This is a genomic window from Amycolatopsis sp. NPDC004625 (genome assembly GCF_040609695.1).
Classification (GTDB): Bacteria; Actinomycetota; Actinomycetes; order Mycobacteriales; family Pseudonocardiaceae; genus Amycolatopsis.
Genome location: NZ_JBEXKX010000059.1, coordinates 18,871 through 43,911 on the forward strand (window position 1 = coordinate 18,871; position 25,041 = coordinate 43,911).

Here is a 25,041-nt window from a genome sequence, read left to right on the forward strand (position 1 = left end):
ATGGACAACGAGGAAAAGCTCCGCTACTTCCTCAAGCGGGTCACGGCCGATCTGCAGGACACCCGCCGCCGGCTCCAGGAGGCGCAGACCACCGAGCCGGTCGCGATCGTCGGCCTCGGCTGCCGGTTCCCGGGCGGCGTCCGCACCCCGGCGCAGCTGTGGGACCTGGTCGAGGGCGGCCGGGACGCGATCTCCGGCTTCCCCGAGGACCGCGGCTGGGAACTCGGCTCGCTGTACGACCCGGACCCGGAGACACCGGGAACGTCCTATGTGCGCGAAGGCGGTTTCCTCGACGGCGTCGCGGACTTCGACGCCGGGTTCTTCGGCATCTCCCCGCGCGAAGCCCTGGCCATGGACCCGCAGCAGCGGCTGCTGCTGGAGACGTCGTGGGAAGCGTTGGAGCACGCCGGAATCCGGCCGCCGTCGCTGAAAGGCAGCCGGACGGGCGTCTTCGTCGGTTCCAACGGCCAGGACTACGGCACCCTCATGCTCAGTTCCGCCGAAGCCCTCGAAGGGCACCTCGCGACGAGCAACGCGGCGAGTGTCCTTTCCGGACGCGTCGCGTACGCGTTCGGTTTCGAGGGGCCGACGCTGACCGTCGACACGGCGTGCTCGTCGTCGCTGGTCGCGCTGCACCTGGCCGTGCAGGCGCTGCGGCAGGGGGAGTGCGACCTCGCGCTGGCCGGCGGCGTCACCGTGCTGCCGACGCCGGGCTCGTTCATCGCGTTCAGCCGCCTGCGCGGACTGGCCCCGGACGGCCGGTGCAAGGCGTTCGCCGAAGCCGCCGACGGCACGTCGTGGGGCGAAGGCAGCGGCATGGTCGTCGTGGAACGGCTGTCCGACGCGCGCCGCCACGGCCACCCGGTGCTCGCCCTCGTCCGCGGTTCCGCGGTGAACTCCGACGGCGCGTCCAACGGCCTGACCGCACCCAACGGTCCTTCGCAGCATCGGGTGATCCGGGCGGCGCTGGCCGACGCCGGTCTGTCCACTTCGGACGTCGACGTGGTCGAAGCGCACGGCACCGGGACGACCCTGGGCGACCCGATCGAAGCCCAGGCGCTGCTGGCGACCTACGGCCAGGACCGGGAAACGCCGCTGTGGCTGGGTTCGGTCAAGTCCAACCTCGGTCACACCCAGGCCGCGGCCGGGATCGCCGGCGTGATCAAGATGGTGCAGGCGATGCGCCACGGCGTTCTGCCGCCGACCCTGCACGCCGGCGAACCGTCGTCGCGGGTCGACTGGTCGGCGGGGTCCGTGGAACTGCTCACCGAACGCCGAGAGTGGCTCTCGGACCGGCCGCGCCGGGCCGCGGTCTCGGCGTTCGGCATGAGCGGCACCAACGCGCACACGATCCTGGAGCAGGCCGAGGCCGATTCGGCCGCCGGCCCCGACGAGCCCGGCCGGGTCGTGCCCTGGGTGCTGTCGGCCCGGTCGCCCGAGGCCCTTCGCGCCCAGGCGGCCGCGATCGCCGACGTCACCGGGCCCATCGGCGACATCGGGTTGTCGCTGGCCACGACGCGGTCGGCGTTCGACCACCGCGCGGTGATCGTCGGCGACCGCGACGGTCTCCTCGCCGGGCTCACGGCCCTCGCCGGGGACGTGCCCGCGCCCGCTGTCGTCAAGGGGACGGCGGTCACGGGCAAGGTCGCGATGGTGTTCCCCGGCCAGGGTTCCCAGTGGGCCGGGATGGCGGTGGACCTGCTCGCCGAGGCCCCGGTGTTCGCCGCGCGGATGGCCGAGTGCGCCGAGGCGCTGTCATCCTTTGTGGACTGGTCGTTGACCGAAGTGATCCGGGACGCGGCGATGCTGGACCGTGTCGACGTCGTGCAGCCCGCCTTGTTCGCCGTGATGGTCTCGCTCGCCGAGCTGTGGCGCTCGTACGGCGTCGAGCCCGCCGCGGTCGTCGGTCATTCCCAAGGGGAGATCGCCGCTGCCGTCGTCTCGGGTGCACTGTCGCTTGAGGACGGTGCCCGCGTGGTCGCGTTGCGCAGCCAGGCCATCCTCGAACTCGCGGGCGACGGGGGCATGGTCTCGATCGCCGAGTCCGCCGACGCCGTGGCGGCCCGGATCGCGCCCTGGGGCGACCGCCTGTCGCTCGCCGCGATCAACGGCCCGTCCGCGGTGGTCGTCTCCGGCGCACCGGACGCCCTGGACGAACTCCTGGCCGCCTGCACCGATGTCCGCGCGAAGCGAGTCCCGGTGGACTACGCCTCGCACTCCCCGCAGGTGGAACGCATCCGCGACCGCCTCCTCGCGGTACTGGCCCCGGTCCGGCCGGGCACCACCACGACGGGCTTCTTCTCGACGGTCACCGGCACCTGGCTCGACGGCCCCGAGCTGGACGCCGGGTACTGGTACACCAACCTCCGCCGTCCGGTCCGGCTCGACACCGCCGTGGAAGCATTGGCGGGCCAGGGTTTCCGGACCTTCGTCGAAGCCTCGCCGCACCCGGTGCTGACCATGGCGATCGGCGGCGACGAGGTGACCGCGCTCGGCTCGCTGCGTCGCGACGACGGCGGCCTCGCCCGCTTCCACACCTCCCTCGCCGAAGCCTGGGTGCACGGCGTGGACGTCCGGTGGGACGACGCGTTCCCCGGCGCCCGCCGCACCGACCTGCCCACCTACCCGTTCCAGCACGAACGCTACTGGCCGCGGCTGGTGTCCGTCGGCGACGCGGGCGGCCTCGGCCTGACGTCGGCGGAGCACCCGTTGCTCGGCGCGGTCGTGGCCCTGGCGGGCTCGGGCGGCGCGGTGCTCACCGGCAAACTCTCGCTGCACAGCCTGCCGTGGCTGGCCGACCACCGCGTCGGCGGCGAAGTCCTGCTGCCCGGCACGGCCTTCGTCGAGCTCGCCCTCCGCGCCGGCGACCAGGTCGGCCGCCGGACGCTCGAAGAGCTGACCCTGGAGACGCCGCTGGTCCTGCCCGCCCAGGGCGGGATCCGACTGCAGGTCTCGGTGGGCGAGGACGGCGAGCTCGCGATCTTCGCCCGGCCGGACGAGTTCACCCCGTGGACCCGGCACGCGACCGGCCTCCTGACCGAGGAGCCCGTTGCCGCCGAGCCACTCGGCACCTGGCCACCGGCCGGAGCGGCGCGGGTCGGGCTCGACGGCTTCTACCCGGCCATGGCGGCCACCGGCGTCGACTACGGCCCGGCGTTCCGCGGCCTGCGCGCGGTGTGGACCCGCGGGTCCGACGTCTTCGCCGAGGTCGAGCTGCCCGAAGCCCGGCGCACCGAGGCGGCCCGGTTCGGGCTGCACCCGGCGCTGCTCGACGCGGCCCTGCACGCGGCCGGCTTCGGTGCGCTGGCGGCGGGGGACGGGCCGAGGCTGCCGTTCGCGTGGAGCGGCGTTTCCCTGACGGCCTCCGGTGCGACCGTCCTGCGGGTCGCGCTGACACCCGTGTCCGCGGACGCCGTCGCGCTGAGCTTCGCCGACGAAACCGGCGCGCCGGTCGGTGCCGTGCGGTCGCTGTCGCTGCGCACGCCCGCGAAAACCACACGTGCCGACGCGCTCTTCGAAATCACCTGGCCCGAGGTGGCCGTCACCGAGCTGACGAGTGACTTCGAGGTGTTCCGCGTCCCGGGCGGCCCGGTGCGGGACGTGACCACGGCGGTCCTCGAGCGGCTCCAAGGGGCCCTGGCTTCCGAGGGGCTGCTGGTCGTCGTGACCACCGGTGCGGTCTCCGTCGACGGCGAGGACGTCACCGACCTCGCCGCCGCGGCCGTGACCGGCCTGGTGCGATCGGCGCAGACCGAGAACCCCGGCCGGTTCGTGCTCCTGGACGCCGACGACGTCCCGGCGGAACTGCCGCTCGACGAACCGCAGCTCGCGTTGCGCGCCGGGAAATGGCTGGCCCCGCGGCTGGCGCGCGCGTCCACTGTGGATGAAACGGCGGACTGGGGTGACGGCGCGGTGCTGATCACCGGCGCATCGGGCCTGCTCGGCGGCCTGATCGCCCGGCACCTCGTCACCGACCACGGCGTCCGGGAGCTTCTGCTGCTCTCCCGCCGCGAACCCGCCGAGCTCGCGGCTGAACTCGCCGGGCTGGGCGCCACCGCCACGGCCGTCGCCTGCGACGTCGCCGACCGCACACAGCTCGTGGAAGTCCTGGCCGGACACCGGGTGTCGGCGGTCGTGCACGCGGCGGGCGTGCTCGACGACGGCGTCCTCGAATCCCTCACCCCGGACCGGCTGGCGGCGGTCCTGCGGCCCAAGGCCGAGGCGGCCCTCAACCTCCACGAACTCACCTCGGACCTCACCGCGTTCGTCCTGTTCTCGTCCTTCTCGGCCACCATGGGCGGCGCGGGCCAGGCCGGTTACGCCGCCGCGAACGCGTTCCTCGACGCCCTCGCGCAGCACCGCCGGGCCCGGGGCCTGCCCGCCATCGCCCTGGCCTGGGGTCTGTGGGCCGAGGCCAGCTCGATGACCGGCCACCTCGCCGACGGCGACCGGCGCCGCATGGCGGGCGCGGGCATGACACCCCTGGACACCGAGCTCGGCCTGGCGTTGTTCGACCGGGCCGTCGCCGCGGACCGGGCCGTCCTCGCGCCGGTCCGGCTCGAACTCGCGGCCCTGCGCCGGCAGCCGGTGACGCCCACGCTGCTCCACGGCCTGCTCCCGCCGCCCCGGCGGCAGGCGACGGCGGCGGCCACGCAGTCGTCGTTCGCCGGCCGCCTGGCCGGGCTGGGCGCGGACGACCGCCTCCGCCAGGCCCTGGAGCTCGTCCGCGGCCTGGTCGCGGGCGTGCTCGGGTACGCGTCGGGGGCCGCCGTCGAACCGGCACGCGCGTTCAAGGAGCTGGGTTTCGACTCGCTGACCGCCCTCGAACTGCGCAACCGCCTGGCCGCCGAGACCGGCCTGCGGCTGCCGGCGACGCTCGTCTTCGACCACCCGACCCCGCAGGCCCTCACGCGGTACGTCGTCGAGCGCGTCTCCGGGGCGGCGGCGCCGGTGGCGGTGCGGGAACGGCGGGTGGACGGCGACCCGATCGTCGTGGTCGGCATCGGCTGCCGCTACCCCGGCGGGGTCCGCGGCCCGGAGGACCTGTGGGACCTCGTCGCCGCCGGCCGCGACGCCGTCGGCGGCCTCCCGGACGACCGCGGCTGGGACCTCGACGCGCTCTACGACCCCGACCCGGACCACCCCGGCACCAGCTACGCCAAGGAAGGCGGGTTTCTCTACGACGCCGCCGACTTCGACGCGGGCTTCTTCGGCATTTCGCCCCGCGAGGCCCTGGCCATGGACCCGCAGCAGCGGCTGTTGCTGGAAACGTCCTGGGAGGCCCTGGAACGCGCGGGCATCGACCCGGAATCGCTGCGCAGCAGCCGGACCGGCGTCTTCACCGGCGTGATGTACTCCGACTACGCGTCCCGCCCGCTCGCCGTGCCCGAGGGCGTCGCGGGGTTCCTCGGCACCGGCAGCTCGGCGAGCGTGGTGTCCGGCCGCGTCGCCTATGCGTTCGGTCTCGAAGGCCCGGCGATCACTGTGGACACGGCGTGTTCGTCGTCGCTGGTGGCGCTGCACCTGGCGTGCCAGGCGCTGCGGCAGGGGGAGTGCGACCTCGCGCTGGCGGGCGGTGTGACCGTCCTTTCGACACCGGGTGTGTTCATCGACTTCAGCCGCCAGCGCGGCCTCGCGGCCGACGGCCGGTGCAAGTCGTTCGCCGACGCGGCCGACGGCACCGGCTGGGGCGAAGGCGCCGGAATCCTCGCTGTGGAACGGCTTTCCGACGCCCGGCGGCTCGGCCACCCGGTGCTCGCGGTGGTCCGCGGCACGGCGGTCAACTCCGACGGCGCGTCGAACGGCCTGACCGCGCCGAACGGTCCGTCGCAGCAGCGGGTGATCCGCGCCGCGCTGGCCGGGGCGGGACTGGAGCCGTCCGAAGTGGACGTCGTGGAAGGCCACGGCACCGGCACGACGCTGGGCGACCCGATCGAAGCGCAGGCGATCCTGGCGACCTACGGCCAGGACCGGACGACGCCGTTGTGGCTCGGCTCGCTGAAGTCCAACATCGGGCACACGCAGGCCGCCGCCGGGGTGGCGGGCGTGATCAAGGTGATCATGGCGATGCGGCACGGCGTGCTGCCGCCGACCCTGCACGTCGACGCCCCTTCGTCCCATGTGGACTGGGCCGCGGGGTCGGTGGAACTGCTGACCGAGGCGCGCGAGTGGGCGGTGGACCGGCCGCGGCGGGCCGGTGTCTCGTCGTTCGGCGTCAGCGGGACGAACGCGCACGCGATCATCGAACAGGCACCGGTCCGGCCGCCGGTCGTGCCGGACCGCGGGGACACCGGAGTGCTGCCGTGGGTGCTGTCCGGCCGGAGCGAAGCCGCGTTGCGCGCGCAGGCGGCGCAGCTGCTGGACGTCGGGGAGCACCCGGCCGACGTCGGGTTGTCGCTGGTCTGCTCGCGGAGCCGGTTCGCGCACCGGGCGGTGGTCCACGGTGCCGATGCCGGCGAGCTGCGGAGCGGGCTTTCCGCCTTGGCGGACGCGCGCTCGGCGGCGAACGTCGTCGTCGGCCGCGAACGGGCCGGGCGGCTCGCGGTGTTGTTCACCGGACAGGGCGCGCAGCGGGCGGGCATGGGCCGGGAGCTCTACGAGCGGTTCCCGGTGTACGCCGAGGCTTTCGACGCGGTGTGCGCGCAGTTCGGCCCGGATCTTCGTGCTGCCTTCGATGACGCCGAGCGGTTGGAGCGCACGGAGTTCACGCAGCCCGCGTTGTTCGCTCTCGAGGTCGCTCTGTTCCGGTTGGTGGAGTCCTTCGGTGTCCGGCCGGATTTCGTGGCGGGGCATTCGATCGGTGAAATCTCGGCTGCGCAGGTGGCCGGGGTGCTGTCCCTTGAGGACGCTTGCCGCCTGGTTTCGGCTCGCGCGTCGCTGATGCAGGCGCTGCCCGCGGGTGGGGCGATGGTCTCGATCGCCGTTCCGGAGTCCGAAATCGTCCTGACCGAGGGTGTCTCGATCGCGGCGGTGAACGGCCCGGCGTCGGTGGTCATCTCGGGCGAGGAAGCTGCGGTGCTGGCGATCGCGGCGCAGTTCCCGAAGACCAAGCGGCTGAAGGTGAGCCACGCGTTCCACTCGCCCCTGATGGATCCGATGCTGGACGAGTTCCGGGCGGTGGCCGAAACCCTGACCTACCACCCGGCGCGGATACCGGTGCTCTCGAATGTGAGCGGTGCTCTCGCCGGGCCGTTCACCGCCGACTACTGGGTGCGGCACGTCCGCGAGGCCGTCCGGTTCGCCGACGCCCTCCGGACCCTCGAAACCGAGGGCGTCACGACGTTCCTGGAGCTGGGCCCCGACGGCGTGCTCAGCGCGATGGCCCGGGAAACCCTCGGGGAAAGCTGCGTGGCTGTCCCGGCGCTGCGACGAGACCGCTCCGAAGAGAGAGCACTGCTCACGGCGCTGAGCACTGCTCACGTCGGTGGTGCCCAGGTCGACTGGGCGCCGTTCTTCCCCGGAGCCGCCCGGGCAGACCTGCCCACCTACCCCTTCCAGCGAAGCCGCTACTGGCTGGACATGGTCATGCCGGACACGGTGGCCCCCGAGACGGCGGAAGCACCGGAAGCCGAGCCGATCACCGGGCGTCTCGCGGACCTCCCGGCCGCCGACCGCCCCGCGTGGCTCCTCGACTGGGTCCGGGCGGAGGTGGCGGCGACGCTCGGGCACCCGTCCGCCGACGCGATCGAACCGGAATCCGCGTTCGCCGACCTGGGCTTCACCTCCCTGGGTGTCGTCGAACTGCGCAACCGGATCAGCGCCGCCACCGGCCTGGAGCTGCCCGCCGCGCTCGTCTGGGACTACCCGACCGTCGCCGAGCTGGCCGGGCACGTCCTGGCCAACGTCGTCCTGACCGCGGCCGATCCGGCCGGCTCACTGGGCACGCTGCTCCGGACGGCCCGGGCGACCGGCCGCACGGACGAGTTCCGGACGTTCCTGAGCACGGCTTCGCAGTTCCTGCCCGCCTCCCCGTGGACGCCCCGCCTCCGGCGCGCGACGACGGGCGCGGCCCGGCCGTTGCTGGTCGCCCTCGGCAGCCTCACCGGCTCGACCCGCTGGTGCGAAGACGTCACCGCGCGCTTCGACGGCGTCCGCGAGACGTGGCTGCTGCCCGCCCCGGGGTTCGACGGCGAGACCCCGGCCCCGGCCGACCTGGACACGCTGGTCGCGACGGCGGCCGACGCGATCCGCGCGCAGGCGGACGGCGAGCCGTTCGTCGTGCTCGGAGCCGGCTCGGGCGCCCTGTTCGCCACCGCCGTGGCGGACGCGGCCGGCGCGACCGGCGTGGTGCTCGCCGACCCGGCGGAGGTGGAGTTCGGCGAGCTGCCCGAGACGGCGAGCGACGCCGAGCTGACGACGGTCGGTGCGTACCTGCGGCTGTTCGCCGCGCCGGGCGCCGAACCGCGGGTGCCGGTCCTGACCCTCAAAACGGGGGAGGACGTGGCGGACGCGGCCCGGCAGCTCCACGCCTGGCTGGTCGAGGAGCTGCCCGCCGCGTGCCGGTGACCGGGATGATCCGGTGTCATATCTGATGTTTCGTGCACCAAACCTTGACGGCTCGATTGGAAGGAACCTTTACTAATCGGAGGTCCTCCACCTCACCTCCGGGAGCACGCATGTCCTCACTCCGGCGCCTCGCGATCGCGGCCGCCGCGTTCGCGATCGCGGCCAGCGGTCTCGTCCTGGGTGCGCCCTCGGCGGCGGCCCTCGAAAACGGCCTGCTGCGCACCCCGCCGATGGGCTTCAACAACTGGAACTCGACGCAGTGCCGCGCCGAGTTCAACGAAGCGATGATCAAGGGCATCGCGGACATCTTCGTCAGCAAGGGCCTCAAGGACGCGGGCTACACCTACGTCAACATCGACGACTGCTGGGCGCTGCCCTCGCGCAACTCGGCGGGCAACCTGGTCCCCGACCCGGCGCGGTTTCCGAACGGGATCAAGGCGCTCGCCGACTACGTGCACTCGAAAGGCCTGAAGTTCGGCATCTACACCAGCGCCGGCACGAAGACGTGCAACAAAGCGGGGTTCCCCGGTGCGCTGAACCACGAGCAGCAGGACGCGAACCTGTTCGCCTCCTGGGGCGTCGACTACCTGAAGTACGACAACTGCAACAACCAGGGCGTCGACGCCCAGCAGCGGTACAAGGCGATGCGGGACGCGCTCGCGAAGTCCGGGCGCGCGATCGCCTACTCGATCTGCGAGTGGGGCCAGAGCCAGCCGTGGACGTGGGCCGCGCCGGTCGGCAACCTGTGGCGCACCACCGGTGACATCTCCGACAAGTGGTCGAGCATGATCTCGAAGGCCCAGACCAACCGCGGCCTCGCGCAGTACGCGGGTCCCGGGCACTGGAACGACCCCGACATGCTGGAGGTCGGCAACGGCGGCATGACGGCGGCGGAGTACCGCACGCACTTCAGCCTGTGGGCGATGATGGCGGCGCCGCTGCTGATCGGCAGCGACCTGCGCAAGGTGTCGGACGACAACTTCTCGATCCTGAAGAACACCGACGTCATCGCGCTCGACCAGGACCCGCTGGGCAAGCAGGCGACGGTGCTGAGCGCGAACGCGGGCCTGGTCGTGTACAGCAAGGTGCTGGCGAACGGCGACCGCGCGGTGGCCTTGTCCAACGAAACGGCGGCGACGGCGACGATCGGCACCACCGCGTCGGCGACCGGGATCGGCAGCGCGTCTTCGTACACGCTGAAGGACCTGTGGAGCAAGGCCGTCCGGAGCACTTCGGGGACGATCAGCGCGTCGGTGCCTTCCCACGCGACGGTGCTGTACCGCGTCTCGCGTGCGGGTGGTGCGACGCGCTACGAAGCCGAGTCCGCTTCCGTTTCGGCCGGCGGCACGATCGACTCGAACCACCCGGGCTTCTCCGGGACCGGCTTCGCGAACGGCGCCAACGCCGTCGGCAGCTACGTCGAGTGGCAGGTGACGGGCCCGGCGTCGGCGGTGACGTTCGGCTACGCGAACGGAACGGCCGGGGACCGCCCGGTGGACATCGCGGTGGACGGAACGGTGGTGGCGGCCGGGGTGTCGTTCCCGGCGACCGGCGCGTGGACGACGTGGAGCACGGTGGCCAAGGCGGTGTCGTTGCCGGCGGGCTCGCACACGGTCCGCCTCACCGCGACGACGGCCGACGGCCCGGCGAACCTGGACTACCTGGACGTCTCACCGTAGCCGTCCGCGGCGGCGGGGTGGGCCGGCGACGGCGTCGCCCACCCCGGAGGCTCCGGGTCAGCAGTGGGCGTTGCCCCAGGCGTCCCACTTGGCGTAGCGGGTGTTGCCGCCCACCGACTGCATGTACAGGACCACGTTCTCGTCGTCCTGCAGCTCCACTTCCTTCCAGTCCCAGTGCCCCGGGCAGTTCCAGGTGTTCGTCGACCAGTACGGGTCGCCCTCGTTGTCGTACAGCACGAAGTTGCCGTCGCGCTGCAACGTGGCCGAGCCCGCCGGTACACCGTAGGTGTTCGTCGACCAGATCGCCGTTCCGTAGCCCTGGCCCTGGATCCAGCGGTACTGCACCAGGTTCCCGTCACCCTGGAAGGCCAGCGTCAGCTGCTCGTACCGGCCGTCGACCCAGTGCCACGGGGTCTCCAGGAACGAATCCGGGGACATGCAGTCGCCCGCGTAGAGGAACCTCTTGCCGGTCCGGCCGTGCAGGAACCCCGAACACTCCACCAGGATGCCCGCGTCCGCGGCCGAGGCCGGGGGCGCCGCCAGGGACAACGTCAAGGCCGAAACCAGCAGTGCCTGAGCGATTCGAGTTTTCATGGCCGCGAACGCTACTGCCGCGCCACGCTCGAAATCCGCATCGGAGACGTGCCCGCGCGCAGGCGCCCCCACCTGCGCGAACCGGGCAGATCCGGCAAGAGCGCCCGGCTCGGAGCGGCAATTCTGCCGGGGGTCAGGACGGTGTGCCCGGGTCGACCTCCGCGGGGACGCCCCGCGCGAACTTCGCCTTGCGGAAGACCGGCACCCCGGCGAACTTCGCGCCCCGGAACCACGCCTCGCCGGTGAACGTCGCTCCTTCGAACGTCGTCAGCGTCGTCACGCTCACCTCGCCGAACATCGCGTCCTCGGTGAACGTCGCCGATTCGAACATCGCCGCGCCGCCGAACCGCGCGCCGTGGAACCACGCCTCCTCCGTGAACTTCGCGTCCCGGAACCAGGCGTCGCCGGTGAACTCCGCCTGGCGGAACGTCACGTCGCCGAGGAACCTGGCCTCGTCGAACCTCGCCTGAGCGGCGCGGCACCGGCCGAAGTCGAAGTCGATCAGGACCGCGCCCGCGAGGTCCAGGTCGATGCCCGCCCAGAACGTGTCCGCCGGGTGCCGGCCGTTCGGCCCCGGTCGCAGGTGGAACCCGAGGATGCGCTGCGCCGTGCGGCGGACCTCGCGTTCCTGGGCGGACAGCTCGTCGAGCGCCACCCGCGGCGGGTCCGCCGGACGGCTGATGCCCCGGCGCCGGCCGGGCCGGGGCGCGCCGGGCACCGAAAACGGCGCGCGCAGGTACGCGCACAGCACGTTCACGACCGTCTGCCGCTGGTCCGGGTTCCCCTGCGCGACGCGCTCGAGCGCGTACAGCCCGCCTTGGCGGACCGCCGCCTTCTCCGAACCCAGCTGCTCGACCGCCTTCACGTACAGCTCGGTCAGGCGCCGCTCGCCCGCGTCGTGCTCGGTGGCCCACTGGCGGCGGCCGGTCAGGACCAGCGCGACCACGCCGCCGGTGCCCGCCCCGACCGTGAGCCCCGTCTTGATCAGCTCGATCTGGTTCTTCGGATCACCGGTGTCGACGAACGTCAGCAGCACCGAGACGGCCGCCGCCGCGACCACCGCCACCGGGACCACGATCACGACGATCGCCCACCACCACGCACCCCCGCGGCGGCGCCACCGCCGCGCCAGCCCCGCTCGCGCCTGTCTCATGCCGTCCAGGTCGTCCCCGCGGCCGGTCCTGCTACACCGATCGGCGGAATACCTCCGTCCGGTCGACCCGTGACGGTGGTCAGCCAGCTCGCCAACGTCTCCGCCAGCGCGGCCGGCTGCTCTTCCGGCGTGTGGTGACCCGCTCGCTCCGGGCGCCGCACCACCTCCAGGGCCGCGAACTCCGCGACGCACCAGTCGATCATCGACGGCGTCAGCATCGTGTCGCGCCCCGGCTCGAACGTGACCAGCAGCTTCGGGACTTCCGGCGAAGACGCCAGCCAGCGGCCGAACGCCTCGATCCGCGCCACGATCTCCGGCGGCTCGCCGTCCAGCGGCAGCGAGCGCGCCCACTGCAGCAGCGGACGGTCGAACGTCGTCGCGTACTCCGGCGGGAGCCCGGACAGGAACTCGGCCGGAAGTTCGCCCGCCGCCTTGATCGCGCGGAACACCGCCGCGCCCGCCGGCGGGAACTCCTCCCACGTCATCGGTTTCAGAACCGCTTCCGTGAACGCCAGACCGCGCACCCGCGACGGGTGCCGGGACGCCCAGTCCGCGGCCAGCGCGCCGCCCCAGTCGTGGCCGATCAGGACGACGTCGTCGAGGCCGAGCGTGTCGAACCACTCGTCCAGGTACCGCGCGTGCTCGTCGAAGGTGTAGGCGATGTCCGGCCGGGGCGAGTCGCCCATGCCGATGAGGTCCGGGGCCAGCCGCCGGCCCGGCAGGTGCGGAACCACGTTGCGCCACAGGCGGGACGACGTCGGATTGCCGTGCAGGAGGACGACCGGCGAACCGGTACCGGACGAACGGTGGGCCAGGATCGTCACTTGAACGCCCCCGCGAACCGCGACGCCCACTCCGCGAACGGCCGCGGCGCGCGGCCGAGCACCCGCTCGACGTCCGGGCTCACCCGCTGCTCCGCCGGCGTGGGGGCACCCAGGATGTCCAGCGTCGCGTCGGCGACGTGCGGCGGCATGAAGGCCAGCATCGCCGCGCGGGCCTCCTCCCGCGTCTGCGGCACGAATCGCACCGGCTCACCCACCGCTTCGCCGATCGCCGCGGCCTGCTCGCGCGGTGAGATCGCCGCCGGGCCGGTCAGCTCGTACGTCCGGCCCTCGTGCGACGGATCCAGCAGCGCGGCCGCCGCCACCGCCGCGATGTCCTCGGGGTCGACCACCGGAAGGGCCACGTCCGCGAACGGCGCCGCGATCTCGCGACGGGTTCGCACGCTTTCCGCCCACGGCAAAGTGTTCGACGCGAACCCGGCCGGCCGCAGCACAGTCCACTTCGGACCCCAAGCTTGGACCGCCGTTTCGAACCCCGCCGGATGACGTCCCGTTCCGACGCCCTGAGAGGACAGCAGTACCACCCGCTCGACACCGGCCGCCCGGGCCAGCACCGGTTCCAGCGGGCCTTCGAACCCCGGCGGCACCACCAGGAACACCGACGTCACATCCTCAACGGACAGTGAAGTCAGATCTCCCTGCCGCACAACGACTCCCGGAGGTGCCGCGGTGATCCGGCGGGACACCGCCGTCACCTCTTCGCCCGCCTCGGCCAGCATCCGCACCAGCGGCTTCCCGACGTTTCCCGTCGCTCCCACAACCATGATCATGGAGGCGACGGTACATCCCGTCGTATAGTAGGTACCTAGAGGAAAGTAATGGCTGGAGGCGGCGAAAGTGACCGAGACCACACCCGAGCAGGCCTGCCCGATCGCCCCGGTGGTGGACATCGTGTTCAGCCGCTGGACGACACCGATCCTGTGGGCGCTGCACGAGTACGGCCGCCAGCGGTTCGTCGAGCTGCAGCGCCGCATCACGACGATCACGCCGAAGGTGCTCACCCAGCGGCTGCGGCAGCTGGAGCGCGACGGCCTGGTCGTGCGGACCTACCACGCCGAGGTCCCGCCGCGGGTGGAGTACGAGATCAGCGAGCTGGGCCGCAGCCTGGGCCCGCTGTTCGCGTCCCTGTCGGAGTGGTCGGGCAACCTGGCCAGGGTGGCCGCGGCCCGCGAGGCCTACGACGAGCGCAGTTCGGCGAGGTAGTCCTCGGCCGCGCTGCCGACGGCCGCCGAGCATCTCGTATGACGTACGGGAAGTGTGCGGGACTTCGAGGGTGGCCGGGCAAAAGGAAAGGCGGGGTCACTTCGGGCGAAGTGACCCCGCCTTCCGGCCGGCTCGATGATCAAGCTGGTCGGGATGACAGGATTTGAACCTGCGACCCTCCGCTCCCAAAGCGGATGCGCTACCAAGCTGCGCCACATCCCGGTCCACCCCCAGGGGGGTGTGTGATCAGCCTAGCGGGTCACGCTAAGCTAGCGACGCACCCGGGTACCTCCGGGGGCACGCGGGTGTAGCTCAATGGTAGAGCCCTAGTCTTCCAAACTAGCTACGCGGGTTCGATTCCCGTCACCCGCTCCACTTTCGGCCCAGGAGTCGCGGGTCGAGGCGGCGTCGGCCTCCAGCTTCGCCGCTATCACGTCCAGCAGCTTGTCCGTGTCCACCGGCTTCGTGATGTAGTCGTCCGCGCCGCTCGCCAGCGTCCTCGCTCGGTCCTCCGCCGTCGCCTTCGCCGTGACCGCGATCACCGGCAGGTCCGCGTTCGCCGCCTCCGCCCTGATGGCCGCGATCGTGGCGTTTCCGTCCAGCTCCGGCATCATCACGTCCATCAGCACCAGCGCCGTGTCCTCGTTGCGCTCCAGGGCCCGGATGCCGTCGACGCCCGTCTCCGCGTAGATCACCTCCAGGCCCGCCTGCTCCAGGACCGCCGCCAGCGCGAACACGTTGCGCAGGTCGTCGTCGACGATCAGGACCTTCTCGCCGTGGAAGCGCTTCGGCGTGACGTCCGGGGCCGCCACCAGGACCGTGCTCGGCACCGCCGGCAGCCGGGGCGACGACAGGGCCGTCAGGGCCGGGTCCACCAGGTTGGCCGCCGCCACCGGGAGGTACAGCGTGAACGTCGAACCCACGCCCGGCTCGCTCACCACCCGGAGCTCGCCGCCCAGGAGTTCCGTCAGCTGCTGGCTGATGTTCAGGCCCAGGCCGGTGCCGCCGTACTTGCGGCTCGTCGTGCCGTCCGCCTGGCGGAACGCCTCGAAGATCACCGCCAGCTTCTCCTCCGGGATGCCGATCCCGGTGTCCTCGACCGCGAACGCGATGATGCCCGGCGCGTTACGCAGCGCCTCCTGCTCCACCTCCGCCGGGTCCGCCGCGCGGATGTGCAGCCGCACCCGGCCCTCGTTGGTGAACTTCGCCGCGTTCGACAGCAGGTTGCGCAGGACCTGCTGGAGCCGGTGCTCGTCCGTGTGGACGCTGCCGGGCACCGGGGGATCGATGTGGACCGCGAACTCCAGGCCCTTGTCCGCCGTCAGCGGGCGGCACAGCGACTCGACGTAGTCCACCAGCTCCGGCAGCGTGATGTCGGTCATCTGCAGGTCGAGCCGGCCCGCCTCCACCTTCGCCAGGTCGAGGATGTCGTTGATCAGCTGCTGCAGGTCCGACCCCGCCGCGTAGATCGTCTTCGCGAACTGGATCTGCTTCTCCGTCAGGTTCCCTTCCGGGTTCTCCGACAGCAGCTTCGCCAGGATCAACGCGCTGTTCAGCGGCGTCCGCAGCTCGTGCGACATGTTCGCCATGAACTCGGTCTTGTACTGCGACGCCACCGTCAGCTGCCCGGCCCGCTCCTCGAGCTCCTGACGCGCCTGCTCGATCTCGCTGTTCTTGACCTCGATGTCGCGGTTCTGCTGGGCCAGCAGCGCCGCCTTCTCGGCCAGCTCGGTGTTGGACCGCCGCAGCTCGCCCTGCTGGGCCTGCAGCTGCTCCGACCGCGCCCGCAGCTCCTGCGCCAGCCGCTGCGACTCGGTCAGCAGCGCTTCGGTCCGCGAGTTCGACAGGATCGTGTTCACGTTGACGCCGATCGTGTGCCGCAGCTGCTCCAGCAGGTCCTGGTGGACCGTGCTGAACTCGTTCACCGAGGCCAGCTCCAGCACCCCGAGCACCTCGCCCTGGAACAGCACCGGCAGCACGATCAGGTTCACCGGCGACGCCGAGCCGAGGCCGGACGAGATCAGCGCGTACTCCGGCGGGGCGTTGTGGACCAGAATCGTGCGCTGGTCGACGGCGGCCTGCCCGATCAGCGACTCGCCCACGCCGAACCGCAGGCCGGCGCGTGACTGGGCGAGCCCGTACGCGGCGATGCACTCCAGCACCGTGCCGTCGCGGTCGTCGTCGCGGGCCAGGAAGAACGCGCCCTGCTGCGCGCGGACCAGCGGCGCCAGCTCGGACAGGATCAGCGCCGCCACCGACGCCAGGTCGCGGTGGCCCTGCATCCGCCCGGACAGCTGCGCGAGGTTGGTCTTCAGCCAGTCCTGCTCGCGGTTGGTCCTCGTCGTCTCCTTGAGGTTCGCGATCATCTGGTTGATGTTGTCCTTGAGGTCCGCGACCTCGCCGGACGCGTCGACCGTGATGTGCCGGGTCAGGTCGCCCGCGGTCACCGCCGTCGCGACCTGCGCGATCGCGCGGACCTGCGTGGTGAGGTTCCCGGCCAGCTGGTTCACGCTCTCGGTGAGCCGCTGCCAGGTGCCGGACACGCCGTCGACCTCGGCTTGGCCGCCCAGCTTGCCCTCGGTGCCGACCTCGCGCGCCACGCGCGTGACTTCGGAGGCGAACGCCGAGAGCTGGTCGACCATCGTGTTCATGGTCGTCTTCAGCTCGAGGATCTCGCCGCGGGCGTCGACGTCGATCTTCTTCGTCAGGTCGCCCTTCGCGACCGCCGTCGTGACCTGCGAGATGTTGCGCACCTGGCTGGTCAGGTTGTGCGCCATGAAGTTGACGTTCTCGGTCAGGTCCTTCCACGTCCCGGCCACGCCGGGCACCCGCGCCTGACCGCCGAGGATGCCTTCGGTGCCGACTTCGCGCGCCACCCGGGTGACCTCGTCGGCGAACGCGCGCAGCGTCTCGACCATCCCGTTGAGCGTTTCGGCCAGCGCCGCGACCTCGCCCTGGGCCTCGATCCGGATCTTCTTCGACAGGTCGCCGTTGGCCACCGCGCTCGCCACCGTGGCGATGTTGCGGACCTGGTCGGTCAGGTTGTCGGCCATGACGTTGACGTTGTCGGTGAGGTCCTTCCACGTGCCCGCGACGCCGCGGACGCGCGCCTGACCGCCGAGGATGCCTTCGGTGCCGACCTCGCGTGCCACCCGGGTGACCTCGTCCGCGAACGCGGACAGCTGGTCCACCATCGTGTTGAGCGTGGTCTTGAGTTCCAGGATTTCGCCGCGGGCGTCGACGGTGATCTTCTGGGTCAGGTCGCCCTTCGCCACCGCCGCCGTCACCGTGGCGATGTTGCGGACCTGGTCGGTCAGGTTGTTCGCCATCGAGTTGACGTTGTCGGTCAGGTCCTTCCAGGTCCCGGCGACGCCGGGGACGGTGGCCTGGCCGCCGAGCTTGCCCTCGGTGCCGACTTCACGTGCCACGCGGGTGACCTCGTCCGCGAACGCGGACAGCTGGTCCACCATCGTGTTGAGCGTGGTCTTGAGTTCCAGGATTTCGCCGCGGGCGTCCACCGCGATCTTCTGGGTCAGGTCGCCGCGCGCGACGGCCGTCGCCACCTGGGCGATGTTGCGCACCTGGGTGGTCAGGTTGTTCGCCATGAAGTTCACCGAACCGGTGAGGTCGCGCCAGGTGCCGGCGACGCCCGGGACCTGCGCCTGGCCGCCCAGCTGACCCTCCGTGCCCACCTCGCGCGCCACCCGGGTGACTTCGTCGGCGAACGCGGACAGCTGGTCCACCATGGTGTTCATGGTCGTCTTGAGCTCGAGGATCTCGCCGCGGGCGTCGACGGTGATCTTCTGGGTCAGGTCGCCCTTCGCCACGGCCGTGGTCACGTGCGAGATGTTCCGGACCTGGTCGGTCAGGTTGTCGGCCATCTGGTTGACCGAGTCGGTCAGGCTGCGCCAGGTCCCGGCCGCGCCCGGGACCTGGGCCTGGCCGCCGAGCTTGCCGTCCGAGCCGACCTCGCGCGCCACCCGGGTGACCTCGCCGGCGAACGCCGAGAGCTGGTCGACCATCGTGTTCAGCGTGTTCTTCAGCTGCAGGATCTCGCCGCGGGCGTCGACGTCGATCTTCTTCGTCAGGTCGCCGGTGGCCACCGCGGTCGCCACCTGCGAGATCCCGCGGACCTGGTCGGTCAGGTTGTCGGCCATCAGGTTGACCGAGTCGGTCAGGTCGCGCCACGTCCCGGCGACGCCCGGGACCTGGGCCTGGCCGCCGAGCTTGCCGTCCGAGCCGACCTCGCGGGAGACGCGGGTGACCTCGTCGGCGAACGCCGAAAGCTGGTCGACCATCGTGTTGATGGTGTTCTTGAGCTCGAGGATCTCACCGCGGGCGTCGACGTTGATCTTCTGGGTCAGGTCGCCGCGCGCGACGGCCGTGGTGACCTGGGCGATGTTGCGGACCTGCTCGGTGAGGTTGTCGGCCATGAAGTTGACCGAGTCGGTGAGGTCCCGCCAGGTGCCCGACACGCCCGGGACGACCGCCTGCCCGCCGAGACGTCCCTCACCCGCGATCTCGCGGGAGAGCCTCGTCACTTCGGCGGCGAAGCGCGACAGCTGCGCGATGAGGCCGTTGACGGTTTTGGCCAGCGTGGCGTACGCGCCCTGCAGCGGGCGGCCGTCGAGGGTGAGGGTCATCGGCTGGGACAGGTCGCCGTCGGCGACCCCGCCGAGCACGCGTTCCAGTTCGATCGCCGGCCGGGTGAGGTCCTCGACCAGGCCGTTCACCGCGTCGACGGCCGTGGTCCAGCCCCCGGGGCCGACCTGGCCTTCGAGCCGCTCGCTGAGCCTGCCCTCCTGCCCGACCGCCGCGCGGACCCGCAGCAGCTCGCTGACCAGCCGCTGGTTGCGCTCGGCGATGTCGTTGAACGCGACCGCGAGCTGCGCCGAGATGCCGTCGCCGTGCGGGACGAGCCGCCGGCGGAAGTTGCCGTCCCCGAGATCCCGCACCGCCACGAGCACCCGCTCCAGCGCGGCCGCTTCGCTCTGGGATTCCGTTGTCATGTGTGCCGACCCTCTCCACCACGCATGCGCCAGCCATGGTCGTCGACCCAGCGTGCCATGCTTCGCCCTACACTTCGAGCCAGCCCGCCCGCTCACGCGGTAGCCGTGCGACAGCAGTCCGGAGGCAGGAGGTCCGTGCATGGTGTCACGTCCGGCCCCGGCCTCGACGGCCCTGCCGCCGATGCCCGGTGACGGCGGGCCGCCGGGCATCGACGCCTTCACCCGGGCGGCCCTCGAAGACGTCCGGGACGCGGTGTTCCTGCAGGATGCGGCGGGAGTGGTGCGCTGGTCGAACCCGGCGGCGCGCGCCCTGACCGGTGCCGCCGAGCCGCAGCTGCACGCGGCCACCGAGACCTCGGGGCACGTCGAAGCGGCAGGCCACCGGCGTCCGGCCCGGATCCGGGCGCTGCCCGGCGGCTGGCACGCCTGGACCGTCCCCGCCGAAGACGTCCCGCAGCGGCACGTGGGCGACTTCCTGGCCGAGGCCGGCCCCCGGCTGGCCGCCGCCCGCGGGCGGCACGGCACCGCCCGGGTCATCGCCGAGCTGGCCGCGGCCGCGCTGGCCGAGACCGTGTTCGTGCTGCTGCCGACCACCCGCGGCCGGTGGGAGTGGTGGAGCTGCGAGCGCCCGGCCGCGCCGGGCCACGGCCGGATCCGGCGGGTCCCCGCCCAGGTCGCGCCGGTGCTGGCGGCGACGTTCGGCGCCGCCGGGGCACCCCGGCCGGCCCCGGTGCCCCCGGCCGAGGTCGCCACCCTGCCGTCGGTCGTCGCCGACCGCTTCGCCGGGCACGCCGACGTCTCGGTCGTCTCGCTCGGGCCGAGCGCGAGCGCCGGCGTCACCGGCGCGCTGCTGCTGGGCCGCCGCGGCGACCCGGAGTTCGGCGCCGAGCAGGGGCGCGCGGTGGCCGAGTTCGCGCACGCGGCCGGGACGGCGCTCGCCAACGCCCAGCGCTACGCCCGGCAGGAGGAGGCGACCCGCGGCCTGGAGACGACGCTGCGCCCGATCGATCCGCCGGAGCTCGACGGGGCCCGGTTCGAAACCTGGTACGAGCCGGCGGGCGGGGTCCTGGCGGTCGGCGGCGACTTCTTCGACGTGCTCGCCCACGACGACGGCAGCGCGTTCCTGGTGCTCGGCGACGTCTGCGGCAAGGGTCCCGAGGCCGCCGCGCTCACCGGCCGGGTCCGGCACGCGCTGACCGCGCTCGCCATGGTCGAACGCGACGGCCGCACGCTGCTGCGGCTGCTCAACGAGCTGCTCATCGCCGGCGGCAGCAGCCGCTTCGCCACCCTGGTGCTCGGCACCGCCCGGCCGTCCGACGGCGGCGTCGGCCTGACGCTGGCTTCCGGCGGCCACCCGGCGCCGCTGATCGTCCGCCGGTCCGGCGTGGTGGAGGAGGTCACCGTCCCGGGCACGCTGGTCGGCATCTCGCCGCAGGCCCGGTTCGCGGAGGCGGAGGTGCGGCTCGAGCCCGGCGACGTCTGCCTGCTCTACACCGACGGCATCACCGAGGCCCGCAACCGGCACGACCAGACGGAGCTCTTCGGGGACGACCGGTTGCGCGCGGTCCTCACGGCGGCGACGGGAGAGCCCGCCCGCGAGGTGGTGCGGCGGCTGCGGCAGGCCGTGCGCGACTGGCTCGGCAACTCCGCGCACGACGATATCGCCGTGCTCGCCATCGAATGTGCGGACTGATCCATCTTGCGGGGGTCCGGGTGGCGGAGCCCCCGGCCCGGGGCGGAGCCCCGGATGACACTGCACTGTCCACTATGGACTTGGTTTGACGCCTCGGCGAGGGGGTAATTACCCCGGTGCACTCAGTTTTTCCGACGGAGGAGCCCCATGGCGAACGCACTGCAAGGACGCCGGGTCGCGATCCTGGCCGCGGACGGCGTCGAACAGGTCGAGCTGGAGAAGCCGCGCCAGGCCGTCCTCGACGAAGGCGCGACGGTCGAGCTGGTGTCCCTGGACACCGGTGAAATCCAGGCGATGAACGGCGACATCGACAAGGGTGACCGGTTCGCGGTGGACCGGAAGGTCGCCGATGTCGAAATCGGCGAATTCGACGCCCTGCTGCTGCCCGGCGGCACGATGAATCCCGACAACCTGCGCACCGACCCCGCCGCGGTCAAGTTCGCCGGCGACTTCGTGCGGGCCGGCAAACCGGTCGGGGTGATCTGCCACGGTCCGTGGACGCTCGTCGAAGCGGATGTCGTGCGTGGCCGCACGTTGACGTCGTACCCGAGCATCCGGACGGACCTGCGTAACGCCGGCGCCACGGTTGTCGACGAAGAGGTTGTGGTGGACAACGGACTGGTTTCCAGCCGCAACCCGGACGACCTGCCGGCGTTCTGCCGGGCGGTCGTCCGGGAATTCGCCGGCTGAGTTCCGGTTCCGATATCCACCCGATCGTGTCTGTTAAGTCGCGCTTAAATCTGTTGGCTTTCGGCGTCACCGCGGAGGACGCTGAGGGTGTGACCAGGATCGCCCGTGGAGAGGAGGTGGACGCGATGACTGTGCACGCAAGGCGCTACGGCCGCTGGTGCCGTGAACACTTCGACGCGATCGCCGCCGAGGGCGTTCCCGCACCCCGGGGCGGCGAGCCCGTCGAGCCGGCTCTGCCCGAATCCGAGCCGGAGCCCGTCCAACCGGTCGCCGACCAGCCCCGGCTCTGACCGAGCACGAAGAAGGCCTCCCCGACCGCGTCGGGGAGGCCTTCTTCGCGGTCAGCGGTAGCTGCGCCGGTACCAGACCCGCCGCGGGCCCGGGATGCCGATGCGGGCGATGACGTCGGTCAGGATGGCGCCGATGACGAGCCACAGGACGGCGGCCAGGCCGTCGTTGAGGAACGTCCGCAGCCCCGCCGAGTCCGGCGTGAAGAGGTTGCGCAGGCCGAGCGACACGCCCGCCGACCACTCCGAAATCAGGTGCGCGAACCCGTTGGCCGAGTTCGCCCCGCCCAGCACCAGCACGATGTGCACGGCCAGGACCAGCGCGAACACCGCGCAGACGAGGTGGATGAGGGCGTTGACCGTGCGCACGACCCGGATGCGCGGATGGGTGCGCTCCACGATCTCTTCGGTGGGGGCGGGCTCGTACGGCGTGCCGTACGGCTCCGGGGGCGGGGGATACGGCATCGTCGGCGCCGTCCTTTCGACTGTCCGATGTGGACGTATCGGGCTGGGCAGGAACAACACCGGGGAATACCCGTCACCTGGGTGAGTGAACCGCGGTTGTTGCAAAGTTCCCTGTGGTGGGGCGTGATAGGGTCGTTTGGGGAATGCGAGGAGGGTCATGCCGCAGGACGTCTTCTCCGTCGAGCAGGTCGCCGCGAAGCTCGGCCTGCACGTCCGGACGGTCCGGAACTACGTGCGGGACGGGCGGCTGAAGGCGGTCCGGATCGGCAAGCAGTACCGGATCACCGCCGCCGACCTCGAGGCGTTCACCGGCCTGCCGGTCGCCGAGCGGGCGGCCGCTCCGGTGGCCGAGCTGTCGGGGGTCGTCGAGATCACCGGCGTCGACCGCGCGGCGGCCGACCGGATCGCCACCATGGTGGTGGCCTCGGTGAACGGGCCGCGGGACACCGGCGAGCGGCCGCTGCGCGTCGAGACCATCCACGACGGGGAGCGGGCCACGATGAAGATCATCGTGCTCGGGGACCTGGCCGCCGGTGCGGACCTGCTGCGCTGGGTCGCCTCGGTCGCGGAGAACCTGACCTGACCCCGCATCTCCGGGACGCCGGCGGAAGACCCGGGCCACGTTCTTCCCTCCGCGGCCGAGCCGGGCCGCTCGCCCGGGTGGCGGCCGATCCGGCACCGCCCGCCCCCGGCCGGGCGCACGGCGCTGAGCCGCGCGGCGCAACTCCGCGGACGGCGGCAACCCCCGCCCCGCACCGGACGTCCAGGTGATCATGAGAACTCCCCGGCGCGCTGCGCTGCTGGTGTCCGTCCTCGCCCTCTTGGCCGCCCTCACCTCGCCCGCGACCGCCGCGACCGCCGTCCCCGGCGGCTTCCAGCCCGCGTCGACGAGCTGGACCGGCCCCGGCAGCGGCTACGTCCTCGGGTACTCGCCGTGCGCGGGGTCGTGGTGTCCCGCGCTGCTGGGCACCACCGACGGGGGACAGCACTGGCGCCGGCTGGGGGCGCCGCCGATGCCGCTGCCCGACAACCACAACCACGTCGCGCTGACGGCTGTCGGCGATCGGGTCGCGTACGTCAGCGACGGTGTCCACGTCCTCGCCACCCGGGACGGCGGTGCCACCTGGCACCCGGTCACCCTGGTCGGCGCGCGGGAGCCGTACTACCTCTCGAAAATCGCCGAGACCGGCGGCCGGGTCTTCGCCCTGCTGACCACCTACGGCGAGGGGCGCGGCTCGACCCGCCTCTACTCGGCGGCCGCCGGGTCCCCGGTCCTGCTGCCCGTGCCCGGGTTCGCCGTCACCGGCGGGCTCACCTACGGCGACCTGGCCGTCGGCGGCGGCCTGCAGGTCGCGCTCGGCGCGGACTACGGCAGTGAGAGGTACTGGACCTCGCGCGACGGCGTCCGGTTCACCCCGGCCGCTTCGCCGTGTCCCGGCGGGGAAGTCGCTTCGCTCGCCGGCGTCCGGGATCGGCAGGTGGTGGCGTTGTGCAGCAGCAGCCCCGGCACGCCGCAGCCCGGCTCGACCGAGCGGCAGCTGCGGCACGCGCCGCAGCTCGGCGGGACGTTCAGCGAGACCGGGGCCGCGCCGTTCACCGGGATCAACCAGGGCTTCGCGGCCGCCTCGCCGACGTCCGCGACCGTCGCGGCCATGGGCGGGGGCGTCGGGTTCCTGCACCACACGGCCGACGGCGGGCGCACCTGGACGACGCTCGCGCTGTCCGAACGCGGGCTCGCGCTCGCCGATCTCGACTTCCCCGGCCGGGGCACCGGTGTCGTCGTCGACGGGCAGCCGGATGCCGACGGCGGCTCCGCCGTGTACCGGACCACGGATGGGGGAAGCACCTGGCGGGAACTGCGGTTCGGGTAGTTCTCCCTGGCAGGTAAGGCCCTTCGGCCCGGTTCACTTGGTGCACCGCATGTCGTAGGCTGAGCACTGTCCGTTGCCGGACACGGCGGGTGAGCCCGGGCAGGGGCGGCGTCCGCCACCGACGAGTGGGAGAACAGCCGATGACGCCTGGCGACCTGCGGTCCGGAACCGAGGGCGGTGCGGCCGCTCTCGATTTCAGCAAGGCGAGCCTGGCGCGGCTGTCCGACGCACTGCTCGGCGGCCACGACCACTACGAGGTCGACCGCGAAGCGATGCGGCGGTTGCTGGCCATCGCGCCCGGCGCCCGCGCGATGGCGAAGGAACACCGGGACTGGCTGGTCCGCGCGGTGCGGTTCCTGGCCGGGAAACGCGGCATCGACCAGTTCCTCGACCTCGGTTCCGGCATGCCCACAGCGGAAAACACCCACGAGGTGGCGCAGCGGTACAACCCGGACGCGCAGGTCGTCTACGTCGACAACGACCCGGTCGTGCAGGTGCACGGCCGGGCGCTGCTCGAGGAGAACTACCTGACCCACGTGACGGGCGCCGACCTGACGCGCCCGGCCGAGACGCTCGCGGACGAGGTCGTCAAGGAATACCTCGACTTCACCCGTCCGGTGGCGCTGATCCTGACCTCGATCGTGCACCACATCGACGACTACGACCGCGCGCGGGCGATCGTCGCCGAGTACGTCGCCGCGCTCGCGCCCGGGTCGTTCCTGCTGCTCACGCACAACTTTGACCCGGAAGAGGACTCGCCGCGCCAGGAGCTGGCGCGGTTGCTGGAGACCAGTTTCCAGGGCACCGGGCTGGGCAGCGTCCACCGCACGCGCGAGCAGATCACCGGCTTCTTCGAAGGCACCGAACTGCTGCGGCCGGGGCTGGTCTACCTGCACGAGTGGTGGCCGGACGGCCCCCGGCTGCACCAGCTGGGCGAACTCAACTTCCTGACCCTCGGCGGCGTCGCCCGCAAACAGTAGAGCCCTGCCGCAGCTCGTCGTGAGTGTTTTTGGGGGTGGTAACCCCCCAAAAAAAACAAGACCGGGGGCC

At 72.2% G+C, this 25,041-nt stretch carries 15 protein-coding genes and 2 tRNA genes; 10 read left to right on the plus strand and 7 right to left on the minus strand.

All coding sequences use genetic code 11. The annotated features are described in order from the left end of the window. Positions 1-8,505, plus strand: coding sequence for an SDR family NAD(P)-dependent oxidoreductase (locus tag ABZW17_RS40415; RefSeq protein ID WP_354826340.1), 8,505 nt, complete (start codon positions 1-3; stop codon positions 8,503-8,505). Positions 8,506-8,615: 110 nt separating this feature from the next. Continuing rightward, positions 8,616-10,184 (plus strand): carbohydrate-binding protein, encoded by a 1,569-nt coding sequence (locus tag ABZW17_RS40420; protein ID WP_354826342.1) that lies wholly within the window; start codon positions 8,616-8,618, stop codon positions 10,182-10,184. A gap of 57 nt (positions 10,185-10,241) precedes the next feature. On the opposite strand, the gene ABZW17_RS40425 is transcribed toward ABZW17_RS40420, so the two are convergent. The 4 genes from ABZW17_RS40425 to ABZW17_RS40440 form a co-directional block, all read right to left on the minus strand. Then, a complete protein-coding gene (locus tag ABZW17_RS40425; RefSeq protein ID WP_354826345.1) occupies positions 10,242-10,778 on the minus strand; it encodes a hypothetical protein in 537 nt (178 codons plus the stop codon). A gap of 133 nt (positions 10,779-10,911) precedes the next feature. Beyond that, positions 10,912-11,931, minus strand: coding sequence for a pentapeptide repeat-containing protein (locus tag ABZW17_RS40430; protein WP_354826348.1), 1,020 nt, complete (start codon positions 11,929-11,931; stop codon positions 10,912-10,914). Continuing rightward, positions 11,928-12,755, minus strand: a complete 828-nt coding sequence (locus ABZW17_RS40435; RefSeq protein WP_354826351.1) for an alpha/beta fold hydrolase — start codon at positions 12,753-12,755, stop codon at positions 11,928-11,930. The genes ABZW17_RS40430 and ABZW17_RS40435 overlap by 4 nt, the downstream gene beginning before the upstream one ends. Next, a complete protein-coding gene (locus ABZW17_RS40440; RefSeq protein ID WP_354826353.1) occupies positions 12,752-13,543 on the minus strand; it encodes an NAD-dependent epimerase/dehydratase family protein in 792 nt (263 codons plus the stop codon). The genes ABZW17_RS40435 and ABZW17_RS40440 overlap by 4 nt, the downstream gene beginning before the upstream one ends. 67 nt (positions 13,544-13,610) lie before the next feature. On the opposite strand from ABZW17_RS40440, the gene ABZW17_RS40445 reads away from it, so the two are divergent. Beyond that, positions 13,611-13,976, plus strand: a complete 366-nt coding sequence (locus tag ABZW17_RS40445) for a helix-turn-helix domain-containing protein (RefSeq protein WP_354826356.1) — start codon at positions 13,611-13,613, stop codon at positions 13,974-13,976. A 145-nt stretch (positions 13,977-14,121) separates the two neighbouring features. On the opposite strand, the gene ABZW17_RS40450 is transcribed toward ABZW17_RS40445, so the two are convergent. Continuing rightward, positions 14,122-14,198: transfer RNA gene (locus ABZW17_RS40450), tRNA-Pro, on the minus strand. A 79-nt stretch (positions 14,199-14,277) separates the two neighbouring features. Here ABZW17_RS40450 and ABZW17_RS40455 point away from each other — a divergent pair. After that, positions 14,278-14,351 (plus strand) — tRNA-Gly (locus ABZW17_RS40455). On the opposite strand, the gene ABZW17_RS40460 is transcribed toward ABZW17_RS40455, so the two are convergent. Continuing rightward, positions 14,303-18,985: a HAMP domain-containing protein gene (locus ABZW17_RS40460; protein ID WP_354826387.1), complete on the minus strand. Its 4,683-nt coding sequence runs from the start codon at positions 18,983-18,985 to the stop codon at positions 14,303-14,305. The two genes, ABZW17_RS40455 and ABZW17_RS40460, sit on opposite strands and share 49 nt — an antisense overlap. A gap of 139 nt (positions 18,986-19,124) precedes the next feature. Between ABZW17_RS40460 and ABZW17_RS40465 the strand changes: the two genes are divergently transcribed. The 3 genes from ABZW17_RS40465 to ABZW17_RS40475 all read left to right on the plus strand — a co-directional run bounded on the left by ABZW17_RS40465 (position 19,125) and on the right by ABZW17_RS40475 (position 21,658). Continuing rightward, the gene (locus ABZW17_RS40465; protein WP_354826358.1) at positions 19,125-20,678 is read left to right on the plus strand and encodes a PP2C family protein-serine/threonine phosphatase; all 1,554 of its coding nucleotides are present in this window, start codon (positions 19,125-19,127) and stop codon (positions 20,676-20,678) included. A 147-nt stretch (positions 20,679-20,825) separates the two neighbouring features. Then, complete coding sequence (locus ABZW17_RS40470; protein ID WP_354826360.1) at positions 20,826-21,368, plus strand: type 1 glutamine amidotransferase domain-containing protein; 543 nt, start codon at positions 20,826-20,828, stop codon at positions 21,366-21,368. A gap of 125 nt (positions 21,369-21,493) precedes the next feature. Beyond that, positions 21,494-21,658, plus strand: a complete 165-nt coding sequence (locus tag ABZW17_RS40475) for a hypothetical protein (RefSeq protein ID WP_354826363.1) — start codon at positions 21,494-21,496, stop codon at positions 21,656-21,658. A gap of 51 nt (positions 21,659-21,709) precedes the next feature. Here ABZW17_RS40475 and ABZW17_RS40480 read toward each other — a convergent pair whose 3' ends face one another. Beyond that, on the minus strand, positions 21,710-22,120 hold the full coding sequence (locus tag ABZW17_RS40480; protein WP_354826366.1) for a hypothetical protein: 411 nt from the start codon (positions 22,118-22,120) through the stop codon (positions 21,710-21,712). A gap of 157 nt (positions 22,121-22,277) precedes the next feature. Here ABZW17_RS40480 and ABZW17_RS40485 point away from each other — a divergent pair, with 157 nt between their 5' ends. The 3 genes from ABZW17_RS40485 to ABZW17_RS40495 all read left to right on the plus strand — a co-directional run bounded on the left by ABZW17_RS40485 (position 22,278) and on the right by ABZW17_RS40495 (position 24,971). Then, positions 22,278-22,703: a helix-turn-helix domain-containing protein gene (locus ABZW17_RS40485; protein ID WP_354826369.1), complete on the plus strand. Its 426-nt coding sequence runs from the start codon at positions 22,278-22,280 to the stop codon at positions 22,701-22,703. Positions 22,704-22,893: 190 nt separating this feature from the next. Next, complete coding sequence (locus tag ABZW17_RS40490) at positions 22,894-23,991, plus strand: hypothetical protein (RefSeq protein WP_354826371.1); 1,098 nt, start codon at positions 22,894-22,896, stop codon at positions 23,989-23,991. 140 nt (positions 23,992-24,131) lie between these two features. Continuing rightward, on the plus strand, positions 24,132-24,971 hold the full coding sequence (locus tag ABZW17_RS40495; protein ID WP_354826374.1) for an SAM-dependent methyltransferase: 840 nt from the start codon (positions 24,132-24,134) through the stop codon (positions 24,969-24,971). Positions 24,972-25,041 lie beyond the last annotated feature (70 nt).